Source organism: Mycoplasma sp. 2575 (genome assembly GCF_053851635.1).
The window spans coordinates 1-16,691 of sequence record NZ_JBSQBB010000007.1 but is presented as its reverse complement, the minus strand read 5'-3'; the positions used below and the strand labels follow the sequence as shown (position 1 = coordinate 16,691).

General features: G+C 28.8%; 10 protein-coding genes and 1 rRNA gene. 1 reads left to right on the top strand and 10 read right to left on the bottom strand.

The window, feature by feature from the left end:
- Positions 1 to 8: 8 nt before the first annotated feature.
- The 9 genes from ACWXVU_RS01830 to ACWXVU_RS01790 all read right to left on the bottom strand — a co-directional run bounded on the left by ACWXVU_RS01830 (position 9) and on the right by ACWXVU_RS01790 (position 14,971).
- On the bottom strand, positions 9 to 3,764 hold the full coding sequence (locus tag ACWXVU_RS01830) for a hypothetical protein (RefSeq protein ID WP_456012061.1): 3,756 nt from the start codon (positions 3,762 to 3,764) through the stop codon (positions 9 to 11).
- A 384-nt stretch (positions 3,765 to 4,148) separates the two neighbouring features.
- Positions 4,149 to 4,877, bottom strand: a complete 729-nt coding sequence (locus ACWXVU_RS01825) for a triose-phosphate isomerase (RefSeq protein WP_456012059.1) — start codon at positions 4,875 to 4,877, stop codon at positions 4,149 to 4,151.
- A gap of 45 nt (positions 4,878 to 4,922) precedes the next feature.
- Positions 4,923 to 5,429: a hypothetical protein gene (locus ACWXVU_RS01820; RefSeq protein WP_438340871.1), complete on the bottom strand. Its 507-nt coding sequence runs from the start codon at positions 5,427 to 5,429 to the stop codon at positions 4,923 to 4,925.
- Between the two features lie 96 nt (positions 5,430 to 5,525).
- A complete protein-coding gene (locus tag ACWXVU_RS01815) occupies positions 5,526 to 8,033 on the bottom strand; it encodes an ATP-binding cassette domain-containing protein (RefSeq protein WP_456012058.1) in 2,508 nt (835 codons plus the stop codon).
- Positions 8,023 to 9,153 (bottom strand): oligopeptide/dipeptide ABC transporter ATP-binding protein, encoded by a 1,131-nt coding sequence (locus ACWXVU_RS01810; RefSeq protein ID WP_438340873.1) that lies wholly within the window; start codon positions 9,151 to 9,153, stop codon positions 8,023 to 8,025. The genes ACWXVU_RS01815 and ACWXVU_RS01810 overlap by 11 nt, the downstream gene beginning before the upstream one ends.
- Before the next feature lie 2 nt (positions 9,154 to 9,155).
- Complete coding sequence (locus tag ACWXVU_RS01805; protein ID WP_438340874.1) at positions 9,156 to 10,457, bottom strand: ABC transporter permease subunit; 1,302 nt, start codon at positions 10,455 to 10,457, stop codon at positions 9,156 to 9,158.
- Between the two features lie 25 nt (positions 10,458 to 10,482).
- Positions 10,483 to 11,616, bottom strand: coding sequence for an ABC transporter permease subunit (locus tag ACWXVU_RS01800; protein WP_438340875.1), 1,134 nt, complete (start codon positions 11,614 to 11,616; stop codon positions 10,483 to 10,485).
- Positions 11,617 to 11,624: 8 nt separating this feature from the next.
- Positions 11,625 to 14,426, bottom strand: coding sequence for an OppA family ABC transporter substrate-binding lipoprotein (locus ACWXVU_RS01795; protein WP_456012057.1), 2,802 nt, complete (start codon positions 14,424 to 14,426; stop codon positions 11,625 to 11,627).
- 392 nt (positions 14,427 to 14,818) lie between these two features.
- Positions 14,819 to 14,971, bottom strand: a complete 153-nt coding sequence (locus ACWXVU_RS01790) for a hypothetical protein (RefSeq protein ID WP_438340877.1) — start codon at positions 14,969 to 14,971, stop codon at positions 14,819 to 14,821.
- 364 nt (positions 14,972 to 15,335) lie between these two features.
- On the opposite strand from ACWXVU_RS01790, the gene ACWXVU_RS01785 reads away from it, so the two are divergent.
- Positions 15,336 to 15,884 (top strand): deoxycytidylate deaminase, encoded by a 549-nt coding sequence (locus ACWXVU_RS01785; protein WP_444705162.1) that lies wholly within the window; start codon positions 15,336 to 15,338, stop codon positions 15,882 to 15,884.
- Between the two features lie 564 nt (positions 15,885 to 16,448).
- On the opposite strand, the gene ACWXVU_RS01780 is transcribed toward ACWXVU_RS01785, so the two are convergent.
- Positions 16,449 to 16,691 (bottom strand): 23S ribosomal RNA (locus ACWXVU_RS01780); the annotation flags it as partial.

Sequence of the window (16,691 nt, the reverse complement as noted above, 5' to 3'; positions counted from 1 at the left end):
AATATTTTTTATCTTGTTTGGGTGGCTTTTAGTAAATCTTGTTTAGCAGCTTCTAGACTCTCGGTTTTTTCTGCGACATCCTGAATTTTTTGACTAACTTCACTAGTAAGTTTATCTAATTCTTTTTGTGCTAATTCTTTATTTTTTAGTTCTTGCTGAATTTTAGTACCAAAATTATTGATTTTTGATTCGGCTTCTGCTTTTTGATTTTTAATATCTTCTAATTCTTTATTTATTTCAGTTATTAAATTTGTTTTAGATTCAACATCATTTTGTTGTTTCTCTATTTTTTTATTTGCATCATCTAGCAGTTTTTCCTTCATTTCCTTAGGAAATTGAACGGCTTGTTTTTCTTGCAATGCAACATTTACAGCATTTTGCTTTTCTTGAATATTTTTTTCTTGTTGGGAAATGTTTTTACTTATATTTTCAATTGCTTGAGGTGCGTTGGCAATTGTTTCGCTAGCTTTTGCTATAGCCTCTTTTATTTCTTTTATTTGTTTATTTGTATTACTTAAATTACTATTAGCATCATTAAATTTTTGAATTGCTTCATTATGTTTTTGATCAGCAATATCTTTAGCTTCCTTTGCCTTAGATTCAATGCTTTTAACTTGATTTACTGCCTCGATTTTTGAATCAACTTCCTTAGTCTTTTCATCTAATTTCATTTTGGCTCTACTTGCATTTTCTTGTGCTTGCATTCTTTTGTTAGAAAGATCAGCTTTAGCAATTTTTAAATCAGCCTCCGCAGCTTGTTTTTCTTCTTTAGCTTTCTTATTTTCTTGTTGCGCAGTTTTTAAATCATTTGTCGCTTGCTCCAAGTTTCTTGTTTTTTGTTGGAAATTATGATCAGATTCATCAAAGGTTTTCTGGGCTTCATTTTTCTTTTGAACTAAGTCTTGATTATTTTTTTCAGATTCATTTTTAGCTAATTGTTTTTCCTCAAATTCCTTTGTTTTTTGAGCTAAATCATTTAATGCGCTAGTTTCTCTTTTTGTGGATTCTTCATTTCTAGTTTTTGCTGCTTCAAGCGCTTCCTTACCTTTGGAAATAATATTTTTTTGTAGGTTTATATTGCTTTTTGTTTGAGCAATCTCAGTTGTTAATTCTTCTAAGCTTTCGAAATAGCTATCCTTTTGTTGCTTAATTTGTTGGTAAGCGTCTTCAGCTACACTAGATGCTTCCTCTTTTTGAGCCTTTTCTTCTGATTTTGATTTAAATTCTGGTTCAATTTTGGCTTTTTCAGCTTCGGCTTCTGTTTTCTTAAGATTAGCTTCTTCCAAGGTTTGTTGCGCTTTTGCTTTATTTTCATTTGCGTCAGCTAAATCTTTTTCAGCTTGCTCGATTAGTTTATTAGTTTGCTCTATTTCTTCATTTTTAGCATCAATTTCATTTTTGGCTTGTTCAATAGCTGTATCAGCATCATTTTGAGACTTTAATAGAGTCTCAACTTCCGCTTGAAGTGTATTTGTTTCAGCAAAAATGACTCTAGCTTTCTCTTCCGTAGCTTTCAAAGTATTTAAAACAGTATTATACTTAGCACTTGCCTCACTTTTGGCGTTGTTATAGCTTTCTAATTCAACTTCTAGACGTCTTAATAATTCGTCCTTCTCTGCTATTTGTGCTTTAGCATTTTCTAATTCTTGTTTTTTAGTGTTAACAAATTCCTGTGTTTTGACTTTTTGTTTTTCTAAATTATCCTTGTTAGTCTTTTTATTATTTCTTTCTCGCTCTTTATTGCTTAATTTAGTCATTGCGGGATTAAAGGTATTTTTAAGATAATTAAAAGCTTCTTTATCAGCTTTTGAAAATTCAGCAAAATCAATTTTTTTTGCATTTAATTTTTTTGTTAAATCTATAACTTTTTCAAAAAGTCTATTTTTCTCTTTTTGTATCTTATTAAATTCCGCTTTAGCCTCTTGGGCTTCTTTTTCGGCTTTTTCATATTCAGCATTTGCACTAGTAATTTTAGCTTCTAATTGAACTAATTCATCTTCTAAAACTAGAATTTCCTGAGCTAATGTATCTTTGTTTTGCTCAGCTTCCTGCTTTGCTTGCATTGCTTCACTCTTAGAAGCTTCTTTTTGGCTTAATTCTAAAATTCTTTGATCTAGTTCGTTTTTAGCTTCGTTCTCATTATTTCTTTTTTCTGCCAATTGTTCTTCAATAACGGTTTTTTCTTGCAGTTTAGACTGGTATTTAGCATCTAATTGTGGGAATTTTTGCTTTGCATCATCAGATATTTTTTGGTCTTGCTCTTGTTTATTCTTAATTTCTTCTAATGAACGCTGTATTTGAGCTATTTTATTTTTTAATTCCGAAATTTCAGCTGGTTTAGTTTGGGGTGCATTTGTAGCGTCTTCTAAATTTTTTAAGGCTTCCGATCTTTGCTGTTCTATTTCGTCGACTTTTTGTTGTGCTTGTTCAAATTGTTGAGCCACTTGTGCATATTCTTTTAAAACTCTTTCTAACTCATCTTTCTTTTCTTCAAATTCAACTTGCGCCTCTTGCTCTTGCATTTGGAGATCATCAAATTTTTGGCGTAAATCTCTTTGATTATTTTCAAGAACCTCTTTTTCTTTTTCAAGTCTATTTTTTTCTTTTTCATTTTGGGCTAATTCTATTGTTTTTTGATCTAGATTTTGTTTGGCATCAACTATCTCTTGTTTAGCATTTTGCAATTCTTGTTGTGCTTCTATCAAGGCTTGATTAGCATTGTTAAATGATTCTGTCTTTTGTTTTAAATCTTCATCGCTTATCGACAAGTGTTTTTTTGCTTCATCTAGTTGCATTAAAACAATGTTGTGAGGTTCTCTAATTTTTTCTATATCATTAGATAAATTATTTACTTCTTCTGTTTTTAAAGTAATCGTATTGTCAGTTTCTTTGATTTTTTTAACAGCTTCTTCAATGCGTTTTTCATTATTTGTAACTGCTTCTGATAATCCATCTAATTTTTGCTTAGCCAACATATATTCATTAGAAAGTTGATTTTGCTGCGTTTTTAATTGATCTAATTCGCTTGTTATGCTATCTAGATCTTTCTTTTTTGATTCATACTCAGTAGAAACCTTACTTGCCTTATCCGAAGCATTTTTCTTCTCATCAGTAGCATCTTTAATAGCTTGCATTAATTGGGGTAGGGACTGTTCCTTTTGAATTAATTCCCCTGATTTTTGTTGACTTAAAATTTTGGCATCTTCCAATTGCTTCTGTGCTAATTCTTTCTTTGTTTTTGCTTCTTTTAATAACTTATTAGCTTCTTCTAATTGCGCTGTTTTTAAATTAAAATTTTCTAATTTTTCATCAAAAAGTTTTTTGGCGCTATTAAAATCAGATTGAATTTTTTTCTGCTCTTGTTTAGCATCTTCTAACTTAGTCCTCGCCATCTCTAAAGCACTATTAGAAGTGTTAAGTTCTGCTTCCTTGCTAACTAAATTCAAACTAGCTTGGTCTATCTTATCTTGGATATCTTGATTTGAAGATTGAATATTTTTAATATTTCTTTCAATATCGCTAATTTTCTTACTCAATTCTTTTTGTTTATCTTGCGCTTTTGTTAACTTATCTTTTGCAGATTCTAATTGCGCTTGCTTTTGATTAACAAGTTTTGTTTTTTCGGCAATCAATAAATCTCTTTGAAGCCTTATTTGATTGCTTTTTTTAATCGACGTATAAGTTATTGCTGTTGCTCCAGCAATAACCAAGCTAGCTGACAATGTTAAACACAATGCCAACACTAGTTTTTTTCTTTTCATCATAATTATTCCTTTATAAAATATTTCATCAAAGCATATATAACATTATGCTTTTTTATGACTAAAATCAATGTTTTTTATATTAATACAATAATTTATATATGCACTTATATTGTATAGAGCACGAGAAAAAAATTATAATATTTCCTAAATATTTTTAATAGTAACCAATTTTAATAACATATTTTTTATAAGTTTATGTCTTTATATTATAAGAGATTCATACATCATTAAAATTAAAAAACAACTTAAAATAAGTTGAATTTTAATTTTTTTAAATTTCATTTTTTGATTTTATAAATAGTTGTGCTTCTTAAAATTGTCTTGCTTCATAATTTATGGCTCTAAGTAAAAGAAAATAAAATTTATATGCTAAAACTCATTATTTTATTTAATTTTTAATGCTAGCGATACAAAGTCATTTGCATTTAGCGAACCCTTTCCAACAAGATATCCGCTCAAATTCTTTACTTGTTCCAATCTTTCTATACTATTAAAGCAAACAGAGCCACCATATAAAACAGGAACATTTTTATCCAATTCATTGTGAATAAAATTTACAACATTTTGGATATGTTCAATCTTTGGAATAATTCCATTGCCAATACAATAAACAGGCTCATATGAAATAATTAAATTATTATAATCACTAATGCCTTTTAGGGCGCTTTGGATTTGCTTTTGTAAAACATCAAACGTACGGCCAGTTTCGAATTCGTTTATCGATTCTCCGATACATAATATAGTTTTAATATTAGTTTTTTTAAGATGCAATATTTTTTGGTTGATTAATTCATCAGTTTCGCTAAATAATAATCTTCTTTCACTATGTCCGATAATTACAAAATCAACATTTGCTTCAATTGCCACATTAAGCGATACTTCACCAGTATAAGCACCATTTAATTCATGGAATATATTTTGCAATCCAAATAAATAACTACGCTGAGGATTATTATAAGCTATATATGTGCTATCAAATGAAGGGGCAATGCCAATCTTAATGTTATTTAATTTGGCTTTATTTTCATCTATGAGATAATCAAGAGCATCGATATAAGATTCGACATCTAAAAAAGTTTTATTCATCTTAAAATTTCCGATTAAATATTTCATAAAAATTCCTTCTTTTGTTTTTTAATTTATTATTAATTAAAATTCTTATAAATGTATTGCTAGCATACCAATAACTAGTGTAAGGGAGGAAATGCCGATAATGAGATATGAAGCCAAGTTAGTTGACCCTAAAATATTTTTGTTCTTGCTTTTTTTTGCTTGTTCGATATTATAAGCATTTCTTTCACTATTTAAAATCTTATCTTTTTCAAATTGATTCATACCAGAATAATATTTAGCCTTAGCGCGCATGTTAATGCGATAATTATGATAAAAGCTTAATATCGGCGAGGCCAATCCTTTACCAAATCCGCTACGAGAAATTAAGACCAATAAGCCAATACCCATAACAGTTACACAACCAACACTAATTGCATTAGACCATGTTATTTTTACAGAACTCTGCTTTTTTAAAAAACCTGTTAATAATATCATTAAAATCATTAAAAAAATTGAAATAAAAAAATAAATAATATTACCTAGTGTTCAGCTTCGTGATCAATAACTTCCAGATTTTCTATATTGACTTTTTCTATAATTTTTTTTCTTCATATCTGTTCTCTTTAATTACTAATTATACTTAATTAATTATAATTAAAACAGATAAAAAAACATTAGACAATATTATTCGTCTAATGTTTAGTTAAACTATTTTTTAACTCATTTTGCAATTTGTTCTTTTGTTCCGTATATTCAATGTTCTTTATCAACTTGATAATTAATTGGCATATTTGGAAACTGTTGCTCATAAATATAATCAATATTAAATGAAACATTTTGAAACTTTTCATTAGCATTTGATATTTTGGGAATTGCCTTAAACAAATTAATTGTATATGGGTGTAAAGGATTATTATAAATAGCTTCCGTTTTACCGCTTTCTACAATCTTGCCTAAATGCATAATTTGCACATTATCTGCAACATATTCAATCATACTCAAATCATGGGCAATAAATATTAAACCAATATTTTTTCTAATACATAAATCTTTTAACAAATTAACAACTTGCGCCTGAATAGAAATATCAAGAGAAGCAATTGGTTCATCGGCAACAATAACTTTTGGTTCAGTAATCAATGCACGAGCAATAACAATACGTTGTAATTGTCCGCCACTAAATTCATGTGGATAGCGATATGCAAATTGTTTTAATAAACCAACATCTTCAAGAGAACGATAAATAATCATTTTATACAATAATTCTGAAATTAAATATTTAGCAAATGGAAATGAAAACTTATAATCATAAAGATTAAATCTTTTAGACCATTTCGTATGATGAACGTCAACATTTTCGCTATTTTTCTTATTAAGATTTAATTCAACTCATTTATAGTCAATACCAAGTAATAGATAAATACGCTTAATGTCTTTTCTTAAATAATCTCTTTCGATATTAAATGATTTTAATGTATCCTCTTTCAAGGCAATATCAGAGTTATACATTTTAACAACAGTATCTTTATCTTTTTTGATAGCCTGAATTTTTTCAAGAATCCTTTTGATATCTTTATTTGTTTTAAAAATATTTAGATCATTAGGTTTTGCTTTTAGTGATTCTTTTAATACGTTATATTTCTCGGTTAGAGAATTAATTTTAGTATCATAAAGATTTTTAACATATTTAATGAATTCAAATTTATGTTTTTTGTATAAATCATTGCAAATAGTTTGATCAGCCACTAAACGTTGATACTCTGCCTTTTCAATTTGGATTTGTTGATACAAGTCATCAATAATTTTCTTATAACTTACTAAGAAGTTAGAGCGACCTTGCAAATACAGTTCTTTGGCTTCTTTAAGTTTTTTATGCGCTTGTGACAATTCTTGATGTGAATATTGTGGAACTTGTTTTAGCGCTATTCTTTGCTTTAAAGTAGATATTTGTGAATTTAATTGTTCTAACTCATCGCGAAAGTTTTGCTCATTTCTATTGGAAATTTCAGTATATTTAGAAAAATCAAACTTAAAATTTTCTTTTAATGTTTGCTTAATTTGCGCTAACATTATCTTTGAATACTCAATTTTTTCTAGATGTGTATTATAAAAGTTCAAAACATAACTTTCAAGCTCTTTAACCAATTGTTTTATATCTTCATAATGTAAAAATGTTAGACATTTTTTTAATGAATTTAAGGTCATCACTCTTGCTTTGAATAGATATTCATTTTTTAAATTATACAAATAGAAATCTAAATCAGTAGACATTAGTCGTGCAATATTCACTAAGCCTCTTTCATTTTTATTTTCCACACAGAAGTTACTAAACGTATTTTTAGAAATATAAATTTGATGTTTATGCTCTTTTATTAGTTGTTTTTTCTTAGTAAGAAGATATTCCAATTCCTTCACATCATCATATTGTTCACAAGATAAACAACTTAATTTACTAATTTTCTTAAATTCTTCTTGTGCTTTTCGATATGCTAATTCTTCCTTAGATAATTCTTCGCGACGGTATTTAGATTGCATTTCATAATAGAAATTTATCAACGACGAAGCGTTTGAATACATATTATTAATAATCAAACTTTCCATTCTTTGTTTTTCTTCTAGGTAAGCATAAAACAACGAAAAGTTATCTTCACGGCTCAATTCCTCATCTAATTTAAAATCAGCGAATGCCTTTTTTCATTTTGAAAAGAAAGGATTAGCAAGGCGATTAATTTCTTGATAATTTTGAAGTTCTAGCTTCATGGCTTGAATTTGAAATGTATATTTAAATGTTTTTTTGACTTCTAACCAATCTTTGAAAATATCATTTATTTTAGTTTTCATTATACCGTTGACTAATAACGGTTCTCTTAGGATTGTATAAATATTTTGCTGACTATTTAAAGAAGCATGAGGATCTTGAAAAATCATTTGAACGTTTTTACGTAGATATTTTTTAAGCGATAGGCTAATATGCTTACCTGAAATTATTTTATCTTCTAGTCGCACAAATCCATTATAATCATCATAAAGTCTCAATATTGTTCTACCAACAGTTGTCTTCCCTGAACCAGACTCACCAATAAGGCCAACAATTTCTCCTTCATGAAGATCAAAAGATACACCATCAACAGCTTTATTAATGATACCTTGACTAACAAAATATTTTTTAAGATTATCAATTGATAATATAACTTTTCTTTCTTCTTTATTTTTCATTTTGAAATGCCTTTTTAAATAATTCTAAACGATTTTGTAGATCTTTTGTGAGTTCAACCTTCGGTGCTTCAGGACTTAATAATCAAGTAGCAGCTGAGTGTGTTTCAGTTATTGGGATTAAAGGAGGTTCTTTGATAAAATCAATTTCAAGAGCGTAATCATTACGAGGAGCAAAAGGGTCACCAACAGGAAGGTTAGCCATATCTGGTGGCGTTCCTTTAATGTTATACAATTTTTCCTCTTTTGATTCAGGAATAGCAGATATTAAAGCTCATGTGTATGGGTGAGCGGGTTGTGTAAAAATTTCTTCTTTCGAACCTTTTTCAACAATTCTTCCGGCATACATAACATAAATATAATCGCAGAATTTCGCAATGACGGAAATGTTATGGCTAATTAAGATAATGGAAATCCCCATTTTTTGTCTAATTTCTTCAAATAAAGCGAGAACACTAGCCTGAACAGTAGGATCAAGAGCAGTAGTTGGCTCATCAGCAATAATTAAATCTGGTTTAAGAGCAACTACCATAGTAATAACAATTCTTTGTTTCATACCACCTGACAGTGTATGAGGATAAGCACTAAAAATCTTTTCTACATCCCTTAAACCAAATGTTTTTAGTAAACCTAATAAATAGGATTTTTTTTCAGTATATGTTTTAGCACTTCACTCAGTATTATTATTAAGTGCATCTAATAATTGTTTCCCGATGGTGCGAGTTGGGTTTAGCGATGTTAAGGGGTCTTGAGGAATATATCCAATTTTTTGACCTCGAACAATTTGCCAATATTTTTCTTTTTTAAAAATGTTGCTTAGTTCCAAATCACCAATTTGAATTTTATCAGCGCTTATAATTCCATTCTCATTAACATTAATTAACGTTTTTGATGTTACTGATTTGCCAGAGCCTGATTCACCAACTAATCCTACAATTTGCCCACGCTTAACATCCAAGTCAACACCACGAACAATATGAATAGTTTTTTTTCTGCCTGCTGGAAAACTTACATGTAAATTTCTTACTTCTAACAATTTATCATCTTCCATTATTTCTTGCGATTGAAATCTAGAATATAAATATGATCGCTTTTGAGTAGTTTGTTTTTTAATTTGTGACATAATTATTTTCTCTTTCCCTTAGTTATTACTCTAGGATCAAGGGCATCATGAATACCGAGAGCCATAAAGTTTAGCGATAATGATAGTAATAATAATATTAATGTCGGAAGTAGGATTACTCATACGTTTTCACTAGCTTCTGAGGCCGATTCAATTAAGATCTGACCTAAGTTAGTATCATTCCCAGATTTAAAGAAACCAAGAAATGCCAATGATGCAACTCATAAAATTACACTTGGGACATTTTTAACAAATGAATTAGCAATTTTCCCAATAATTGCAGGCAAGGCGTGAACAAATATTTGTCTTGAGGCAGAAGCACCTATTGCTTTTGAGGCTGTTATATATTCCTCGTTTTTAACAGTTATTATGTATAACCTTGTTAAACCCACAAACAATGGCCATCCAGCAATAGACATAGCTAAAATCAAAGAAATTTGGTTTGTCCCAAAGATTCCAACAAATATAAGAATCCAAATAATTGTTGGTGGAGCATTAAAAATATTAATTATTCTCATAATGATTGTATCAATTAATTTACCCGCATAAAAACCAAGGACCGCACCTAAAGTGATGCCAAACACAGCTTGAATTATTGTGGTAATAATAGCAATTTCAATCCCTCTCCATGTTGCATATCACGTTGTAACTCATATATCATAACCAGTTGAAGAGGTTCCTAAAATGGTTTTTAATGTAGGAACTTGCGGTATTAAAACCTTAGTTACATATTCATCAGTTAGTAAAACTCCGTTAGGTCTTGAGTTAATTAAACCATTCAGAACTCACGCTTTAAATAAATGATAAGCATTATAGTGAATAAATAATTGACCTTGATCATTAGTGTCAATGGTTGTTGAATTTGTAAAGAATGCAAATCAATTATTTCATTCAACTTCTTGTCCTAATTCCTTTCCATGACTAACAACATAATTATAGAATTTATAAATCTGATCGTCGGGTGTTATAGCTTTAGTTACAAAAGGTGAATATGCCGGCGGCAACGAGTTAATAAAATCATAACCATTAATTGGTTTGTTGGGGGTATAATTTGTGACTAGACTTGATGGAATTAATAATGATGCCAGTAATATAAACAAAAACACAATTAGCGAAACAACAACAATTGGGTTTGAAAAGAATCTTTTTATAATTTCAATAGCCATTTTTTTAGGGCGCCCTGCTATTGAGGAGGTTTGAACCTTATCACTTTCAGAAACAAAACCGAACTTTCTAGATAGTTCAGAACTTATTTTGTATTTTTTGTTAAATTCTTTAATCTGAGATTGTAAATTATCTTCCATATTTAACGTTCTAACCTACCTTTCATTATGGATTTTGAGACATAGAATTATGGTTTTGTTGATTCAATGCCCTTTTTGCATATAGATCTTTTTCAAGTTTCTTTCTTTCTAAAAATGCTTTAAAAAATAGCCAATAATTTTTCTTATTTTGTGCAGAATATGTAATTTTTGGATCTAATACAGCAAACATTACATCTACAAATATCTCAGCAGCTAATCCAATTCCAGTAAAGAATATCGTTGAAAACATAATAATATTAATTTCTCCAGTTGGGAATGAATTAGCAATAACAGTACTTGTTCCCGGAACATCTCAGTATCTTTCAATAATAATTGAACCAGACAATAGCCCAAGGAATGAGCCAAATAATAAGCTAAATAATGGAATCGAAATATTTCTTAATACATACTTAAAAAATATTTGAGTAGCCTTCAATCCTTTAGTTTTCGCTATTAAAACATAATTAGATGTTAATACAGTAATTACTTGATTTCTTGTATAACTAACATATACAGCCATTGAAGTTAAGGTAATAATTAACACAGGCGGTAGATATGATACAAATAATTTACCGAATGTTGGTTCAAGAGCGTCTCTCGGAACTACGGTTGGAATACCAATTTTTAGTGAAATGGTAATTAATATCGGAGCTAAAACAAATGAAGGAATTGCTACAAATAATAGAACAAATAAATTAGCGCCAGAGTCAAATAATTTTCCCCTTTTATAACCGGCAAAAACACCAATAGTTATACCGCTAATTGAGCTAATAATAAATGCAGGAAGAGTAATTCTAATCGAATATTTTAATGGGGTAAAAAATAATAATTGTATGTTAGTATATTCAGAAGGATTTGGATTATTTTCTTTATTAATAATAAATCCAAAATCACCACGAAAGATATTTCCGATATAACGGAAATATCTTACGATGATAGGAATGGGCGTACCATCTTCATATCTAAGCCCAAAAGCTATTTCATTGTCATATGTAAGTTGCTCAATTGAGAGCTTATTTTTAGGATTTTGAAATAGTTTTTCAACTATTGCTTTAACCGGACTTTGCCCAAAAGCGCTGACAAGTGTATATACAACAAAAGTTATAATAAACAATGTCAGGAGTGCAAATAATATTCTTTGACGTATATATCTAAACATTGTATAAATTAGTTTTTAATCTTTCAATCTACATATAGATCGACACCAGGATTTGTTGAATCAGGTACGACAAATTTTTTCTCGACTAATGCTCTACCAAATTCGTTCTTTTGTTTAAAAATTGCATATGTGAATCCAATATTAAAGAATGATGTAAATTGTTCCATTAACTCAATTGCTTGTTCATTAGTATGTTTTGCAATATATTGTAATCAAAATGCTGCTGTTCATGCATAAGCATCTGTTCCATGCTTGCCATCATGTGATGTCCAAGGGATTGCTTTATTATTGCTATCTCTTTTTAGAAAATAGTGTTCTTTCCCGTTTTCAGTTCTTTTTTCAAAGGTAACAGAGGTAGTATATGGTAGGTATTGTCCCTTATATTTGTTTTCAACTAAATGAAGATCCGCAAACGGTACTGAACCAATTCACTTATGTGGTCCATCCTCGTTAGCATATTTAACCATATCCTTTGCAAGTTGATAAATTTTTGGATAATTTTCTTTTATTAATTTGTTTTTATCACCTGAATCATTTGCTGCTATTCAAGTTAATGTTGGAACTAGGTTTGCGCTAAATGAAAGGCCATCATATCCTGAACCGATTGAGTCGTAGTCGTATGATCACGAAACAGTTTCTGATCCATTTGATCCTCTTGATCTAAAATTATCAAATCTAGGATCATCTTTATTATCAGTGTAATATATTGATAATTTTAATTTTGGATGTAATTGTGAAAATGTTTCTTGAATACTTTCAAATGCTGTTTTATATCCCTTAGGTATATTTATAAATGGAAAGGCATATTTAAACTCAATATCTTGGTCTTTATATTCAGGAAATTCTTTATAAAAATTATCAATTAATTTCTTTAGTTCTTCTTTAATTTGTTCAAAACCGGCAGATTCAAGTTTTTGCGATCTCGTTCCATTCTTTTTAAATAACACTTCTTCATTTTCGCTAGGACTTATTTCTTTGCCTATTGTGCCAAAATCAATTTTTCCAGACTTATCTGCCTTTAGAGCAAATAAAGAGTTTATTCTGTCTCTGACATCATTTGGAGTTCTGAATTTTGATGATTGTTGGTCACTACCGCCAATTGGTGAACCATCTGCAACTTTTGCTATTCATGCCGATGACTGAGAACTGGTTGCTTGCGAAGCAAACTCATCTCAATTAATTGCAGCATTTATTAAAGTTCTAAAAATTAATCCACGACCAGATATAAATTCACTTGGATCATTTAAACCTTTTGATAGCTCGTCTCTTGTTGCCCCATAAACTAATTTAGCAAAAGCATCATTGAATTCATAGAAATTAGTTTTTTGCCCTTGAGGAAGTGCTCTAACAAATGGTTGTGCAACGTTTCTATAAAATGGTCTATTTGTATTTACAACTTGAATGTAACGCAATCCAAATTTATTACCATCTCTCAAAATTTCATCTTGTTGTGCTTTATTTAATTGACTAAATGCAATTTGTGAAACGCTACCTTCTTTGTACTTATTAAAAATTCTGTCTGCAAATGTTTCTGCCGCAACGTTTTGATTATATATAAACACTATTTGTTCAATAGTATCAGGGCTATTCACAAATTTTTGATCATAGTAATTCTTATTTTTCTTAAGAATTAACTCTTGGCCTTTTTGAGGTGATATATAATATGCGCCATTATATAAAGTGTTTTTTAAACTTACTCCATATCAATAGGCTCCAACCTTATATACTATAGAATTTTTATCTAATTTTTTAATCTTATCTTCAAATTTTTTGGTTTCACCATTTTGCAAACCGTTATAGTTATATACTGGCAATTGCTCTGTTTGATTCTTTTCATCAATATATTGCGAAGGAGCTGGCTGAAAGGTATAATCTCTCAATATTAACTTATTAAAGAACTCTGTAAATTCTGGATCATCATGATTAGAAATTTTTTCAAATGTTACAGCATCATCTAGTCCTACTTTTTGTATAAATTCTTTTTCTACAGAAAACTTCTTATGATCAATACCGAAAAGACTGAATAAATAATCATTTGAATACTCCTCTTTATCAGTAAAGGCTGATGAAGAAGCATCTGATAAAACTTTGGCAGCCTCTTTATCAAGTTCCTCAGAACCACCATTTTTATCTCTGAATGATTGACTGACAGAAAGTGTTCTTAATCACGAGTAATAAAAATCTTTTGCATTAACTTCATATTTCGTCTTTTTACCCGTTTCGTCAACTCAAAAAACACCTTTTCGAATAATAAATTGAACTTTAGTAGCTGATTTTAATTTATTATCAAAGTTAAAACTGTTGATAGATTTTTGATTATTCGATTTTAATTCTACAGAAGCAGAAGTGTAATATTTAACTCCGTCTTTTTCGCCATTAGGCTCTGCCATGATATCGGCATCATCGGAATCAAATGTTGTTATAGAACCATTTTTATCTGTTATAACAACTGCAGAAGCCATTGCTAATGCCTTTTTTGTTCAAGTTGGAGTTGTGATATATTGAGCAGTTCCAATTATTTTACCACTTTGATCCTTTTTGACTTTGTTAGTTAAAACTGGTTCTCCGATATTTTCAATGCGAACCAAACCAGCTGAAGTTTGTTGTGTCGTTGCGACACTTACATATCCACCATACGATCTTGAAGCATCATATACAAATGCTTGTCCTGTATAAGGTGAGTTATATTCAAACACGTATTTATGAACTTTACCGCTTTGTAAGTTGTTGCTGCAGCTTGCTAAAAGCAGGGGTACTGAAGCACTAAGTAAAGGTAAAGAAGCTAATAATATTTTGTTTGCTTTTTTCATTTTAATCTCCATTTTTTATAATTCCATAAAAGTCATTAAGGTGTTATTGTATTTAAAAAATTATTATCTAGTTATATAAAATGACTTATATAAAATTACAAAATAATTATAAATTATTTTTAATCTTTTGTTAGGTTTTGCTCTTAAAGAGGCGCATTTTCTCTTGTCTTTCAATGTGACTTTTTTAATACATTTTTGATTGATTTTTATTACTTTTTTATTGAAATTATTTAAATCTGGGTTTTATTAAGAAAATGCTAAAAGATACTTTTTTATTAAGAAAATTCTTATGTTTATTGAGTAATTATGTACCTCTAAAATCCATAATCTTAGGACGGTAAATAATGTTGAAATATGAAAAATCTATATTATTCTTTTTAATTTTAATCTTATTAATTATGATATTTAAATGTATAAGTTGCATTACAAATTCCTCCAAGAATAATATTTTTATTTCACGAATTCATAGAATTCATCTTAATAATACCCTTGTTGAAATTAATAATTTCAATAGCAAAAAATGCAGCTATTATAGCTGTGAACATACTAGAAATTTGATAATTTTCATTTATTTTTTTTATGTCCATCATTTTTTCCTAACATTTATTATTTTAACAACATTTAAAATTTTTTTGCAAAAAAATATAATACTTTTTAAATTTATTTATAAAAATCGACTTAGTTTTAGTAGTTTTATTAATATAAAAAATAAAATAAAAAAATAAAGCAATATTAGATATTTTTGATATAATTTTTTTAATTCAACTTGTTATGGCTAATTATTTAGCATAATGAATTGGATTAACATAGTTAATGTCTTATCCGAGCTTTTTTGCTTATTTCACTAAATAATTTAGATCAGGGTCTGCGGAGTCTGATTTTTTAAAATTGTGATAAAATTTTACTATTATGAATTCAAAGACAAAAAATATTATTTTTAACGAACATAAAGACAATATTAAATGAGACATATATTTTATGTCCTTAGCCAAATTAAGTGCATTTAGATCTAAGGACCCGACAACAAAAGTAGGAGCCTGTATTGTAAGCCCAAATAATTATGTCATTTCATTAGGTTACAATGGAATGCCGACTAGTTTTAATAACACCGAGGTTGATAATGACCTAGCCTTTCCATGGAATCGACCAAGTTGTTCTGATGATGTGCTACATTCAAAATATACATATGTTGTTCATGCTGAAGCAAATGCTATAATTAATGCTAATCTAACTAATTCTAAAATTGAACCAGGTTCAGCAATTTATGTTACACATTCGCCATGCTATAACTGTGCAAAATTAATTGTCCAATCAAAAATATCGAAAGTTTATTATGCTAGTGAATATAAACCGGAAGCAGATGATTTTAAAGCTAGCCTAAAAATATTTAGCACCTTTGGTGTTGAATTTATAAAAATAAAAAATGATTTTGATATTGATTTTAAAATAAAGAAATAATTTTTTATTTAATTTAAATTTTAAGGTCTTAAAAATAAATTTAATATCATATGTTTGATAAATATTTTTAAACTATAAAAATATTGCAATTTGACTAAGAATTAACAATTTTCTAATAAAAAATTAGAAAAAAAATAGTTCTACTTTAGGAATTTCATAAGAAATTGTTTTATTTTTTTGTCTACTTTAAAATCAAAATAATTTCTTACGAAATAAATAATTAAAATTATCAAGCAGGTCTTGATAATTTTAATTATTTTGTTATAGTTTCTCCACATGATTGAGAGCTCAAAAGAGTTGCTAGATTTATTAAATATCGATGAATATTTTATTAAATCAAACATAAAAAAAATCAATTTAAACTTGTTTTGGTTATAAAAACCACTAAAATTTAAGTTAAAAAAAGAATAAAGCCATCATTAAATTAAAAAAAATTCCCACTTTTTGGGGAAAAATTAAACAACTAAAAATATAAAAAAAAATTGCCTATATTTATAGCAAGCTTTTTTTGTTCCCTGAAAACTGAATATCGACTTTTTTGTTTTAGATAACTTCTATAGAATCACTATTAAACCAATCAATTTATTAGTACTGGTCAGCTGAATATATTGCTATACTTACACCTCCAGCCTATCAACCTCATAGTCTATAAGGAATTTAATAGGGAATACTCATCTCTGAGGGGGCTTCCCGCTTAGATGCTTTCAGCGGTTATCCCTGCCGCACTTGGCTACCCAGCTATGCTTCTGGCAAAACAACTGGCACACCATCGGTGCGTCCACTCCGGTCCTCTCGTACTAAGAGTAG